The organism is Novosphingobium aquiterrae, from assembly GCF_042434435.1.
GTDB lineage: Bacteria > Pseudomonadota > Alphaproteobacteria > Sphingomonadales > Sphingomonadaceae > Novosphingobium > Novosphingobium aquiterrae.
Map to the genome: position 1 here is coordinate 230,992 of NZ_JBHLTL010000006.1, position 13,537 is coordinate 244,528.

Sequence of the window (13,537 nt, forward strand, 5' to 3'; positions counted from 1 at the left end):
GCGGAGGCGATAGGCGCACCAGACACCCATCACGCGGACGTGGCGGAATGGTAGACGCCGGGGACTTAAAATCCCCTGAGCCTTGCTCGTGTGGGTTCGAGTCCCACCGTCCGCACCACGAAAGGCAGGCTGAAGCGCCAAATCGTGCGGTGTGTTAACCATCTGTTTGCCAATTTCCTTCACTCCTGCCCTCGATTACAGACGGGGGCACACGCGTGGTTACTTCATTTTCGGGTTCGGGCGCCGCAGGGCCGCAGGTTGACGTGGCGATCATCGGTGCCGGGCCGGCCGGCCTGACCGCCGGCTACTTGCTGACCAAGGCCGGATTGTCGGTGGCGATCATCGAAAAGGACGCCACCTATGTCGGCGGGATCAGCCGTACGGTTGAGCATGAGGGCTACCGCTTCGACATCGGCGGCCACCGCTTCTTTTCCAAGTCGCAGCAGGTCGTCGACCTTTGGAACGAGATTCTGCCCGACGACTTCATCCAGCGCCCACGGATGAGCCGCATCTATTACGAGGGCAAATTCTATTCGTACCCGCTGCGCGCCTTCGAGGCGCTGTGGAACCTCGGAATTATCCGCTCGACCCTGTGCATGGCGAGCTTCGCCAAGGCGCAGGTATTCCCCAACAAGCAGGTCAAGAGCTTTGAGGACTGGACCGTCAACCAGTTCGGCTGGAAGCTCTATTCGATCTTCTTCAAGACCTACACCGAGAAGGTCTGGGGCATGCCCTGCGACGAAATGAGCGCCGACTGGGCCGCCCAGCGGATCAAGGGCCTGTCACTGTGGGGCGCCGTCGTCGACGGGCTGAAGCGCAGCCTGGGGCTGAACAAGCGTCCCAACGACGGCCAGGAAGTAAAGACCCTGCTCGAAACCTTCCGCTATCCGCGCCAGGGCCCCGGGATGATGTGGGATGCTGCACGCGACAAGATCCTGGCCACTGGCAAGGGGCAAGTGCTGATGGGCCATGCGCTCAAGCAATTGGCCGGCGACGGACAGGGCGGCTGGCGCATGACCGCGACCGGGCCCGATGGCGACGTGGTGATCAATGCCCGCCACGCGATCAGCTCGGCCCCGATGCGCGAACTGGCCGCGCGGCTGCACCCGCTGCCCGACACCAGCCTCAACGCCAAGGAACTGCGCTACCGCGACTTCCTGACCGTGGCGCTCAAAATCCGGTCCGATGACCTGTTCCCCGACAACTGGATCTATATTCACGACAGCAAGGTCAAGGTCGGCCGGATTCAGAACTTCCGTTCGTGGTCGCCCGAAATGGTCCCCGATCCCTCGGTCGCCTGTGTCGGCCTCGAATATTTCTGCTTCGAAGGCGACGGCTTGTGGTCGATGTCCGATGACGATCTGATAGCGCTTGCCACCCGCGAAACCGCCCAGCTGGGTCTGGTTTCGGCCGATCAGGTGATCGGCGGCGCCGTCGTCCGCCAGGAAAAAGCCTATCCGGTCTATGACGAGGACTACGCCAGCCATGTCGCAGCAATGCGTCAGGAGCTGGAAGCAACCTATCCCACGCTGCATCTGGTCGGGCGCAATGGCATGCACCGTTATAACAACCAAGATCACGCGATGATGACCGCAATGCTGACGGTCGAGAACATCAAGGCGGGTTCGCGGATCTATGACACCTGGTGCGTCAACGAGGATGCCGAGTATCACGAAGCCGGCGACGAGGGAGCCGAGCGCGTGCTGCCCGCAACGCCGCGCCGCGAGGTGAGCGAGGATCAGGCTGCCGCGCTGGCATCGGTCCGCGACGTGCCCGAACGGATTGTCCCGGCCAAGCGCGACGCTGCCTGACCGGACAGACCGCCATGCTGCGCCGCGCCGCCGACATTGTCCTGGTCCGCTACTTCATCGCCAGCCTGCTGGCGTTGGGGGTGGACATGGTGACCTTCCTGACCCTGCTCCATTTCGGCACCGCGCCGACGCTGGCGGCAAGCGCCGGCTATTCGCTTGGCATTGTCGCGCACTGGTTGCTGTCAAGCCGCGCGGTGTTCACCGATGGCTTGGCAGCCCCCGGTCCTGAGCGGACCCGGCAAAAAGTGCTGTTCCTGCTTTCGGCGATGTTCGGGGTTGGCGTCACCACCGGCATCGTCGGCGCCGCCGATTTTCTGGGCGCCGACCCGCGCCTGGGCAAGTTGGTCGCGATTGCGGTTAGCTTCACGGTGAACTGGCTGCTGCGCCGCGGACTGGTGTTTCGCGCCAGCGCGCGGGCATGAGGGCGCCGACAGTGCCGGCACCGGCCGGGCTGCTGCGCCGCGTTCTGCCGTTCTGGCTGGGCTTTGCAGCGCTCTATCTGCTCTATCGCTGGCCCTATGTCGCGGCGCTGCGCCAGGGCGATCCCGATGATACCCTGCGCCTGGTCCAGGTCCGCGATCTGCTGGCAGGGCAAGGCTGGTTCGATTTGCACCAGTACCGAGTGAACCCGCCGCAGGGCGTGGTAATGCACTGGTCGAGGCTGGTCGACCTGCCGCTTGCGGCGGTGGAATTGCTGCTGCGCCCGCTGCTCGGCGCGGCGCTTGCCGAACAGGCGGCAACAGTGATCGTCCCGCTGCTGACCTTCGGCGCGATCCTCTATCTGCTGGCAGTGCTGTCCCGGCGTCTGTTCGATGACCGGCTGATCGGCTACGCGGCGCTGCTTGCCGGAACCTCGTTTCCGATTGTCACCCAGATCCTCCCGACCCGCGTCGACCACCATGGCTGGCAGATCGTCGCCGCGGTGGCGGCGCTGCTCGGCCTGACCGATCCCGACGCGCGGCGCGGCGGCTGGATCGCCGGCGTGGCACTGGCCCTGGGCATGACGATCAGCCTGGAACTGTTGCCGCTGGCCGCGCTGTTCGGCGCGGTGCTGGCGCTCGACTGGCTGCGCCGTCCGGGCGAAAGCGAACGCTTCCTCGGTTTCATGTCGGCCTTGGCGCTGACCGCGATCGCCTGCTTCGCGCTGACCCGCGGGCCCGATCTGACCAATTACTGCGATACGATTTCGCCCGCCTATCTGGCCAGCCTGGCCATCGCCGCGGTCGGCAGCGTGCTGACCGCGCGCTTCGCCGGGCAAAAGCCCTTTGCCATTGCTGCCGGACTGGGCGTGAGCAGCATCGTCGCCGGGATCACGCTGATCACAATTGCCCCGCTGTGCCGTGCAGGACCATTCGCCGCGCTCGATCCGCTGCTTCGGACGATGTGGGCGAGCAACGTGCTGGAAGCGATGCCGGTGTGGGCACTCGACAATCCGGCCAAGGCGCAGTGGATCGTCCCGCCGCTGGCCGGACTGGTCGCCACCTTTCTGCTGTGGCGCAGCGGCGGCGCGGAGGACCGGCGGCGCTGGTTTGCCTATGGGCTGGTGCTGTGCGGCAGTCTGGTGCTGGGATCGCTGGTGCTGCGTTCGATGGCCTTTGCCATCGCCTTTGCCCTGGTTCCGCTGGCGTGGCTGGTGCGCAAGCTGGCGGCGCAGCTGGAATCCGCGCCGGGCCTGCCGCGCAAGGCGGGCATCGCCGCGCTGCTGCTGGTTCTGGTCATGCCGGCCATGCCGGTCTATTTCGCCGACTCGCTGCTCGGCACCGCGGAGGAGGCGGACAGCGGTGAGGCCGGCGCCACCGGAACCGGCGGCGACAATGCCATGACCGCGGTCCGCGCGCTCGCCGCCTTGCCGCGCGGCACCGTCTTCGCCCCGCTCGACCAGGGGCCGCTGCTCTTGCTCAACACCCGTCACAGCGTCGTTGCCACCGGTCACCATCGCGGCGCTCCGGCGATGCATGACGTGATGACCGCATTCCTGGTCGATCCGCCGGTCGCCCGGACGATCCTCGCCCGGCACGGGGTGCGCTATGTGTTCATGGCGCCCGCCGGCAATGAGGTCGGCGTTTATCGCTCTATGGCGCCGCACGGCTTCGCCGCGCAGCTAAGCACTGGTCAGGTGCCCGACTGGCTGGTCCCGGTGGCTATGCCAAAGGACAGCGGTGTGCTGACCTTCGAAGTGCGGCAGCCTTAGCTGTCTCAGAACTTCTCGATCGTGGTTTCCAGCTTGCGGAAGCCGTGGACGAAATTGGCGCGCACACGCTGGACGTCACCGGTGACCCGCACCCGCATCCGCCGCTTGTGCATTTCTTCCATCAGGATCTTGAGCTGCAGTTCGGCCAGCCGCGCCCCGACGCAGCGATGGATGCCGTAACCGAAGGCCAGATGGCGGCGCGCGTTCTCGCGGTTGAGGATCAGCTTGTCGGGATTGTCGAACACCGTCTCGTCGCGGTTGGCCGAGATGTACCACAGGATCAGCTTGTCGCCCTGCTTGATCTGATGGCCGAACAGGTCGGCATCGGCGGTGGCGGTGCGGCGCATATGGGCCAGCGGCGTGGCATAGCGGATGCATTCCTGCACCCCGTTGGGGATCACCGAGGGATCCTTTTCGAACAGCTCGCGCTGGTCGGGGAACTTGTCGAGCGCGTGGACGATGCTCGACATGGTGTTGCGCGTGGTGTCGTTGCCGCCGACGATCAGCAGCACCAGGTTGCCCATGAACTCCTGCGGGCTCATCTGGTTCATCGCGTCGGAATGGATCATCATCGAGATCAGGTCGCGGCTGGGCGCGGCGTTCATCCGCTCACCCCACAGGCGGCTGAAATAGTGCGCCATCTGCTGCAGGTTCTCGAAGCGCATGTCTTCCAGCCCGCGGGCCAGGCCCAGTTCGACATCGCCGGCCCAGTCCGACCAGAAGGTCAGCAGGCGGCGGTCTTCCCACGGAAAGCCGAACAGGATCGCGAGCATGCCGGTGGTCAGCTCGATCGAGACCTTGTCGACCCAGTCGAACTGCTCGCCGAACGGCAAGCCGTCGAGCGTGGCGGCGGTGCGCGCGCGCACTTCCTTTTCGAGGAAGGAAATCTCCCCCGGGGTGAAAGCCGGGGCGACGGTGCGGCGCTGGCCGGTATGTTCGGGCCGGTCCATCGCGATGAACATCGGCAGGCGGCGTTCCTCAAGCTGTTCCTGGGTCGCCTCTGGCGGCGGATCGCCGATCGTGATGCCGCCGTGCTGCCATGACGAGGAGAACAGCTCGGGCAGCGATTCGACATGCTGGATCGTCTTGACCGTGGTCACGTTCCAGTAGGCGCCATAGGGGCTGTCGGTGACCTTGTTGATCGGCGCCTGCGCCCGCATCTCGGCAAAGATCGGCTGCCAGCGGTCCTCGACATAGATGTCGCTGCGGCTGACATCACACTTTTCCGTGTGTTTCGGCAGCTCCTGCCCGTGCTCCTTCAGCCAGGCTTCAAACGCCTCGGTCGCGGTGGGCGAACGGCGATAGGTGAAGGCTTGATCTGGCGCGGTTGCTTGGGTGGCCATGTTTGTTCCTCTCGGCACGCGTCGTGGCGCGATGCGTTTCTCCTAGAGACTTATCCCGCCGAACTTACCTTCGTGTCAATAGAAGTGCGAGCGTCGACGCGTAACGGTCAGCCGGGTAGCGCGCGATCCGCCACTCCGGCTACCGCAGCTGCCGGACGGTGCCACCAGCGGCGCCGCCCGCCGCTTCCCTGCGGACCGCTCTTCATTACCCAGGTGCGGAACAACCGCGCGCCGATGCGGACCAGAAGTGCGACGCACAGCACTTGCCAGCCAATCGCCAGGGCGTGGGTCCACAACCTCGGATCCTGTGCGGCGCGGGCGATCATGGTCAGCGGCGAGCTGAACGGAACGATCGCTGCCATCAGTTCGACCACGCTGCCCGGCTTGGCCACGGCATAGCTGGCGAAGAAGAAATTGAGGATCTGCAGCAGCGAGATCGGCATCGACCACATCTGCACTTCGCGGATCGTCGTGGCGATCGAACCGATCGTCAGGAACAAGGAGCCGAGCAGCAGATAGGCGAGCGAGAAATAGATCACGCCCAGCCCCAGGAACAGCGGCCAGCCAACCGCCGGGGGCGGGAAATCATTCAGCGAATGTCCGCCGCCGAACCAGATCACCCCGCCGAACAGCCCCCAGACCAGCAGTCCGGCCCATGACAGCGCCAGCATCGAGAACAGCTTGCCCAGAAACACCGCGTCGAGCGCGATCGCGGCGGCCAGCACTTCGATAATCTTGTTGCCCTTTTCCTCGACCAGGTTGGACAGGACCATCCCCGCCAGCAGCATGGTCAGCAGGAACAGCACGACCTGGCCCAGCTGCGCGGTGACCACGTGGCCTTGCCGGGTGTCGGCGGTGGTGGTCTGGGCCAGCTTGCCCAGCGTCACCGCCGGATAGGTTGTGGGCCCCTGGCCGGTCGCTTCGGCGGCGATCAGCTCGACCTGGCCTTGCCAGTTCTCGATCCGTCCGGGCGGACCGGTCAGCACCGGCGCCGCGGGCGTGCCGCTGACGATCGCGCCCAGGTTGGCCGAAGGATTGCGCATCGCCGCAGCCGGGTCGAAGCTTTCGCCGGGTTTGAGCCGCTTGACCTCAACCAGATCGGGGATGGCACCGCCCAGTTTCCCTGCCAGTTCGTGGCGGGCACGGGTCATCGCGATCACGTCGAATTCGCTCATCGCGATGCCTAGCTTGGGCCGCTCGACATTCTGCTGGACCCGCGCGCCGATCCCCCCGGCCAGGCCGCCGACCATCAGCGTGAACAGCGGACCGAGCAGGAAGAAGATGAAGCTGCGCGAAAACAGGCTGGCGACGAAATCGCGCCGCGCGATGATATAGGCGGCCGCCAGGGTCGAAAGGCGTCCGGTCTGGGGCGGGGTGCTCATCGGCCGGGCTCCTCGGGGCTGTCCTGTTCGAGCGCGCGCGCCGCCGCTTCGCCGGCAATGGCGACGAAGGCATCGTGCAGTCCGGCGCGTTCGATCGACAGTGAGAGGATCCCCGCCTCGCCCTCGATCAGCGCGCGCAGCAGCGGTTCGATCCCGCTTTCGGGCAGGCTGAAGTTCCAGAACGCACCCTCGTGCCGCGCATCGCCGGGCAGGGCGCTGCGCCACGGACCGTCGTTGGCCCGCGTCTCGAGCCGGACCTGCGGACGGATGCGGTCACGCGCCACGTCGACCGGCCCGGCGAAAGGCACCCGGCCTCCGGCGATGATCGCCACTTCGTCGCATAGTCGTTCGGCATGGGCGATGACGTGGGTCGAAAATATTACCGTCGTCCCCTGCGCCGCCAGGCCGCGGATCATCTTTTCCAGCTTGCCCTGGTTAAGCGCGTCGAGGCCTGAGAACGGCTCGTCGAACACCACCAGCCGCGGATTGTGGACCAGCGTGCCAAGCAGCTGGACCTGCTGAGCCATACCCTTGGACAGCTGGCGGATCTGACGGTCGACGGCATAGCCCAGCCCGTGTTCTTCCAGCAGCGCCTTGCCGCGCTTGCGCCCTTCGGCCAGCGGCAAGCCGCGCAGCGCGCCAAGAAAGGCGATCGCTTCATAGGCCTTCATCGCCGGGTAGAGCCCGCGCTCTTCGGGCAGATAGCCGATGGTATGGGCCACTTCGTGCGGGCGGTCATGGCCGAGCACGCGGCGCACGCCGGCGTCGGGATCGATGATCCCCAGCAGCATGCGCAGCGTCGTGGTCTTGCCCGCGCCATTGGGACCAAGGATGCCGTAGATCGCGCCTTCGGGCACAGCCAGGTCGACACCGTCGACTGCGGTGATCCCGTCGAACCGCTTGACCAGTCCGCGTGCTTCGATCGCGAGCGGACGCCCGGCAGCATCGCCCGCGTTGCTCGTCATCGGACCTTCCCCTAGCTTCATCATCACGGCGCACTATGGAGTGCAGGTGAACAGGAGCAACAGGAAGTTTGGTTAATTCCGCGTCAGCCACTGCGCTCAAGCATGATCTGGCGGCCGAAGCGGCCCGGCTGGGCTTTGCCGCGTGTGGCATCGCAGTCGCTAGCGAAGATCCGGAGCGCGCTGCGCGGCTGCAGACCTGGCTGGATGCCGGGATGCACGGCGACATGGCGTGGATGGAGGCGCGCGCCCATCACCGCCGCAGTCCCGAAGGCCTGTGGGACGAAGCAAGAAGCGTGATCGCCCTGGGGATGAGCTATGCCCCCGCGCTCGATCCGCTGGCGCTGGAGGGGCAGGGCGATCGCGCTCGCATCTCGGTCTACGCCCAGGGCCAGGACTATCACGACACGGTCAAGAAGGCGCTCAAGGCGCTGGCCCGCTGGCTGGTCGCCGCGGCGGCAATGCGCGGGCTGGGCGAGATCGGGGTCAAGGTCTTCGTCGATACCGCGCCGGTCATGGAAAAGCCGCTGGGCCAGGCGGCTGGGCTGGGCTGGCAGGGCAAGCACAGCAACCTGGTCAGCCGCGATCATGGCTCGTGGCTATTCCTCGGGTCGATTTATACGACGCTTGCACTTGATCCCGACGAGCCCGAGACCGACCACTGCGGTTCGTGCACCGCGTGCCAGCAGGCCTGCCCGACCGACGCCTTCCCCAGCCCCTACGTGGTCGATGCGCGGCGCTGCATTTCGTACCTGACAATCGAGCTGAAGGACGCGATACCGCCGGAATTCCGCAAAGCGCTGGGCAACCGCATCTATGGCTGCGACGATTGTCTGGCGGTGTGCCCGTGGAACAAGTTCGCCGATACCGCGCACCGGATGAAGGCGTTCCTTCCCCGCGCCGAGCTGACCGCGCCGCGCCTCGCCGAGCTGCTGACGCTCGACGATGCCGGGTTTCGCCGGCTGTTCTCGGGCTCCCCGATCAAGCGGATCGGCCGCAACCGGTTCGTGCGCAATTGCCTCTACGCTGCGGGCAACAGCGCGGAGGTGTCGCTTGTGCCACAAGTCACGGCCTTGATCGAAGACCCCGATCCCGTCGTGGCCGAAGCCGCAGCCTGGGCCTTGGCGGAGCTTTCCGCTTAGCGTGCCAGCAGGTTGCGCGCCTGGCTGGCGAGCTGGGCGAGCATCGCCGGAGACACCGGCGCGGCGGCTTGGGCGCGCGCGACGACGGTGCGGAACTGGCGGATGGCCCCGGCCTGCACCTCGGTCCAGCGCGCGACGGCACCGGCAGGATCGCCCTTGCGGCCCATCGCCCGGCGTAGGAAGTCGAGCCGCATCTGCTGGAAGTCGCGCGCCAGGCCATTGACCAGCAGGCGCTCCCACGGGTCCGATGGACTCATCCGCGCAGCGGTGACCTGCGCCCAGTCGAGCCCGAGATCGGCGCCAAGCCGGGTGAAGGCCTGGGTAATCGCGCGGGCGGCAACCCCGCAGTCGGCGGCGAGGCGGGCCAGGCCGATCGTCCCGTCAAGGTCGAACAGCTTGGCGACCATGGCGGCCACGGCTTCGGGCGCGCCGGCGGCGACCAGATCGGCGCGCATCCGGGCCGACTGGGTCTTGGCCTCGCTCGCCAACAGCGCCTCGGTATCGTGCGACAGCGCGGTGACTCCGCTGGCGAACTGGTGGATCAGCTTCGACGGCGCAGTCGTCCCGCCGCCGGCGCGCAGCATGTCGGCCATGTGATCGGTCATGATCGCTGCGGCGCGGTCGAACAGCAGGATCCGCGCGCCTTCGGGCATGGCGGTGGTTTCGATCGCCTGCCACACCGAGTCCATGCCAAACAACTGCTCGACCGCGACGAAGGCGGCGGTGACCTGGGCCAGGGTCGCGCCTTCCTCTTCGGCCAGCTCGAAGGGATGGACCAGCCCCAGGCGGTTGACCAGGCGGTTGCAGAGCCGCGTCGCGATGATCTCGCGGCGCAGGCGGTGGTGCAGGATATCGCGCTTGAACTTCGTGCGCATCGCCACCGGGAACTTGGCGATCACTTCGTCGGCCAGCCCCGGATCGTCGACGACGTTCGAATGCTCAAGCGCGTCCTGCAGCGCCAGCTTGGCGCTGGACAGCAGCACGGCGAGCTCGGGCCGGGTCAGTCCGTGGCCGTCCATCGCCCGGCGCAGCAGGGCGTCGTTCTCGGCCAGGCCTTCGGTCTTGCGATCGAGATGGCCCGAACTTTCCAGCGATTCGGTCAGCCGCAGGTGCGACCCCATCGCGCTGCTGCCCCCGGCCTGGGCGATCGACAGCGCCAATGCCTGCAGCCGGTTGTCCTCGAGCACGATGTCGGACACATCGTCGGTCATTGCTTCGAGCAGCTTGACCCGCGCCGCTTCGCTCAGCCGCCCGGCACGCTTGGCGCTGGCCAGTGCGATCTTGATGTTGACCTCATTGTCGCTGCAATCGACCCCGGCGGAATTGTCGATGAAGTCGGTGTTGATCCGGCCTCCGTTCAAGGCAAACTCGATCCGCCCGGCCTGGGTGCAGCCCAGATTGGCGCCCTCGCCGATCACCCGTGCGCGCAAATCCTCGCCGTTGATGCGTAAGGCATCGTTGGCGGGATCGCCGACCTGGACGTTGTTCTCGGCCGAGGATTTCACATAGGTGCCGATCCCGCCGAACCACAGCAGGTCGATCTCGGCCTTGAGGATCGCGGTGATCAGGCTGTCGGGATCGATGCTGGCCTGCTCGAGCCCGAGCATGGCCTGCACTTCCGGCGACAACGGAATGTCTTTCAGACTGCGGGCGAAGACTCCGCCGCCTTTCGAGATCAGCTTCTTGTTGTAATCGTCCCAGCTCGATCGCGGCAGCGCGAACATCCGCGCGCGTTCCTGCCAGCTCTTGGCCGCATCGGGCGCGGGATCGAGGAAGATGTGGCGGTGATCGAAGGCCGCAACCAACTTGATCGCCTTGGACAGCAGCATGCCGTTGCCGAAGACATCGCCCGACATGTCGCCGCAGCCGGCGACGCGGACCGGATCGGCCTGCACATCGACGCCCATTTCCAGGAAGTGGCGCTGCACCGAAAGCCACGCGCCCTTGGCGGTGATGCCCATCGCCTTGTGGTCATAGCCTTTGGACCCGCCGCTGGCGAAGGCGTCATCCAGCCAGAAATCGATGTCTTCGGCCAGGCCATTGGCGGTGTCGGAATAGGTCGCCGTGCCCTTGTCGGCGGCCACCACGAAATAAGGATCCTCGCCGTCGCGGATCACCACCTTGGCCGGGTGGACCACCTTGGTCCCGACGATGTTGTCGGTGATCGACAGCAGGGTGCGGATGAAGACCTTGTAGCTTTCCTTGCCTTCAGCCAGCCAGCCGTCGCGGTCGGCGCGCGGATCGGGCAGCTGCTTGGGATAGAACCCGCCCTTGGCTCCGGTGGGGACGATGACGGCGTTCTTGACGCGCTGGGCCTTCATCAGGCCGAGCACCTCGGTGCGGAAGTCGTCGCGCCGGTCGGACCAGCGCAGCCCGCCGCGGGCGACCGGCCCGGCGCGCAGGTGGATGCCTTCGACCCGGCGCGAATAGACGAAGATCTCGCGCCACGGCAGCGGTTTGGGCAGGCCCGGGATCAGCGCGGAATCGAGTTTGAAGGCCAGCGCTTCGGCCCCGGCGGGGGCGAAGGCATTGGTCCGCAGCGTGGCTTCGACCACGGCGCGGTACTGGCGCAGCAGGCGGTCGTCGTTGATTGCGGAGACCTGGGCCAGGCCGTCGCGAATCGTCGCCTGGGCATGGGTCTCACCCTTGGCGCGGTCGCCGCGGAAGGCGGGATCGTGGCGGGCGACGAACAGCTCGACCAGCCCCTTGGTGACCACCGGGGCGTGCTGCAAGGCATCGACAACCGTGGCGATCGAGAAGTTGACTCCGGCCTGGCGCAGATAGCGGTACAGTGCGCGCAGCCAGTTGGCTTCCTCGGCACGGAGCGGGACTGCGGTGATCAGCCGGTTGAACGGATCGTCCTCGGCGGCGCCATTGAGGACGTCGGCCACGGCGGCCTCGATCGCTTCGGACCGCGCCATCAGCGCGGCAGGTTCCAGTCCGCCAGGCAAGGCAAGGATGAAATCGTGGATCGTTCCCAGCCGTCCTTCGTCGAGATCGGTCGGGACGTCCTCGATCACCCGGAAGCCGAAGTTTTCCAGCGCCGGGACCACGTCGGACAGCGCCAGCGCTCCGTGCCGCTGGTACAGCTTCATCCGCAGCTGGCCCGGGCCATCGCCAGCCATCTGGTGCAGCCGCGTCGCGCGGTGCGGCCCGGCTTCACCGTCACCGGCGACCCGCCGCAGGCGCGCAATGTCGAGCGCGGCTTCGGCTGCGCCGTATTCGGTGCGATAGGCCAGCGGAAACGCCTCGGCATGACGTAGCGCGATGGCGGCGGCGCGGCTCGGCTCCTCGCTTGACGCGATCTCGCTCTCAACCGCTTCGGCCCAGCCGCGCAGCATGGCCTGCAATTCGGCATCCAGCCCGGACTCGTCGGGAATGTGCGCCACTTCGGGTAGGTCGAGCACGAAGCGCAGCAGCGCCAGGCTGCCTTCGATCTCGGTGCTCCAGTCCAGCACCGGGGCATTGCATGCCTCGACCAGGCGGGCCTGGATGCGCAGCCGGGTGCCGGTCGACATTGTATCGCGCGGCAACCAGACAAAGGCAAAGAGGTGCCGCATCAGCGGCGCCGAGACCAGTGCCAGCTTGGGCCGGGGGCGGTCGGTCAGGCTCATCGCCATGGTCGCGACGCGCTCGATATCGGCGTCGGTAAAGCTGATCAGGACATCATGTGGCAGCGCGGTGAGGGCATGGACCAGTGCCTTGCCGGCGTGGCCCTGCGGGGAAAAGCCGAAGCGCTTGCCCAGGTCGGCCAGCTGCGAGCGCAACCGCGGCACCTGCATCGGCGGCGCGGCCAGCGCGGCGCTGGTCCAGATCCCGGCGTGGACCGACAGCGCACTGACGCGGCCCTTTTCGATCACCGGCAGGATGAACAGATCGAGTGGGGTCTGGCGGTGTACCGTGCTGGTCACGTTGGACTTGACCACCAGCGGGACGTGGCCGCCCTTGCGGGCACTGTCGAACCAGGCGAAGGCGCGGTCATAGGACTTGGGGCCGAGCAGTGCCTTGGCGCTCTTGCGGCAGATTCCCAGGGCGTCGCTCTGGCTGCCATCGCGGTGGCGGGTGACGTGGCCCAGCTGGGTCAGCATGCCGTCCTTGAACCAGCGCAGCAGCGCCGCGCCTTCGCTATCGCTGCAGGCATCGGCATCGGCGGCCATCGCGTCCTGCAGGCGCGGCCAGTCGGCCACCGCAGCGCGGACATCGGCCAGGGTCGCGGACAGCGCCTGCTCGATCTGGCGGCGGAGCCGGGCATCGCCGCGCTGCACTTCCATATAGACCATCGATTCGCGCTTCTCGCCGGCGGCATCGCCGTCGATGATTGCGGTCAGACGCCCGTCGCCGTCGCGGCGGACCGGGACCACCGGGTGGATCAGGCGGTCGATCGCCAGGCCGTGAGCGGCAATCGCCGCGGCAATCGAATCGACCAGGAAGGGCATGTCGTCGTTGATCGCGGCGATCCGCATGAAGCGTTCGCTGGCACTGCCTGAAACCGATTCGAGCAGGATCGCCGGATCGCTGCCCTTGCGCTGCAATGCCGCGGTCAGGACGAAGTCGGCGGCGCGGTCAAGTTCGCCTGCGGCGAAGGGCGCATCGCCCGGCAACATCGACGCGGACAGGCGCTCCGCCATGGCCTTGGCAAGGCCAGCCGGGATGCCGTTGCTGGCGGTTTTCGATTGCATCGCAAGTGCTCCTCAGGCAGCCGCGGC

The 13,537-nt window shown here is 66.7% G+C and carries 8 protein-coding genes and 1 tRNA gene; 5 read left to right on the forward strand and 4 right to left on the reverse strand.

The annotated features are described in order from the left end of the window. Positions 1-33: 33 nt before the first annotated feature. The 4 genes from ACFFF7_RS10905 to ACFFF7_RS10920 all read left to right on the forward strand — a co-directional run bounded on the left by ACFFF7_RS10905 (position 34) and on the right by ACFFF7_RS10920 (position 4,002). Positions 34-118: transfer RNA gene (locus ACFFF7_RS10905), tRNA-Leu, on the forward strand. A gap of 97 nt (positions 119-215) precedes the next feature. Next, positions 216-1,811 carry an NAD(P)/FAD-dependent oxidoreductase gene (locus tag ACFFF7_RS10910; RefSeq protein WP_379481382.1) on the forward strand — a complete coding sequence of 532 codons (1,596 nt, stop codon included), beginning with the start codon at positions 216-218 and terminating at the stop codon, positions 1,809-1,811. A 14-nt stretch (positions 1,812-1,825) separates the two neighbouring features. Further along, positions 1,826-2,233: a GtrA family protein gene (locus ACFFF7_RS10915; RefSeq protein WP_379481383.1), complete on the forward strand. Its 408-nt coding sequence runs from the start codon at positions 1,826-1,828 to the stop codon at positions 2,231-2,233. Beyond that, complete coding sequence (locus ACFFF7_RS10920) at positions 2,230-4,002, forward strand: hypothetical protein (RefSeq protein ID WP_379481384.1); 1,773 nt, start codon at positions 2,230-2,232, stop codon at positions 4,000-4,002. Before ACFFF7_RS10915 ends, ACFFF7_RS10920 begins: the two co-directional genes overlap by 4 nt. A 5-nt stretch (positions 4,003-4,007) precedes the next feature. Here ACFFF7_RS10920 and ACFFF7_RS10925 read toward each other — a convergent pair whose 3' ends face one another. From ACFFF7_RS10925 to ACFFF7_RS10935, 3 genes are all read right to left on the reverse strand, one after another. Continuing rightward, positions 4,008-5,345, reverse strand: coding sequence for a cytochrome P450 (locus tag ACFFF7_RS10925; RefSeq protein ID WP_379481385.1), 1,338 nt, complete (start codon positions 5,343-5,345; stop codon positions 4,008-4,010). Positions 5,346-5,452: 107 nt separating this feature from the next. Next, entirely contained in the window at positions 5,453-6,727 is a 1,275-nt protein-coding gene (locus ACFFF7_RS10930; protein ID WP_379481386.1) for an ABC transporter permease, read from the reverse strand. After that, entirely contained in the window at positions 6,724-7,692 is a 969-nt protein-coding gene (locus tag ACFFF7_RS10935) for an ABC transporter ATP-binding protein (RefSeq protein WP_379481387.1), read from the reverse strand. Before ACFFF7_RS10935 ends, ACFFF7_RS10930 begins: the two co-directional genes overlap by 4 nt. A 68-nt stretch (positions 7,693-7,760) precedes the next feature. On the opposite strand from ACFFF7_RS10935, the gene queG reads away from it, so the two are divergent. After that, entirely contained in the window at positions 7,761-8,831 is a 1,071-nt protein-coding gene (gene queG, locus ACFFF7_RS10940; RefSeq protein ID WP_379481388.1) for a tRNA epoxyqueuosine(34) reductase QueG, read from the forward strand. Here queG and ACFFF7_RS10945 read toward each other — a convergent pair. Next, positions 8,828-13,510: an NAD-glutamate dehydrogenase domain-containing protein gene (locus tag ACFFF7_RS10945; protein WP_379481389.1), complete on the reverse strand. Its 4,683-nt coding sequence runs from the start codon at positions 13,508-13,510 to the stop codon at positions 8,828-8,830. The genes queG and ACFFF7_RS10945 overlap by 4 nt on opposite strands. Positions 13,511-13,537: the final 27 nt, after the last annotated feature.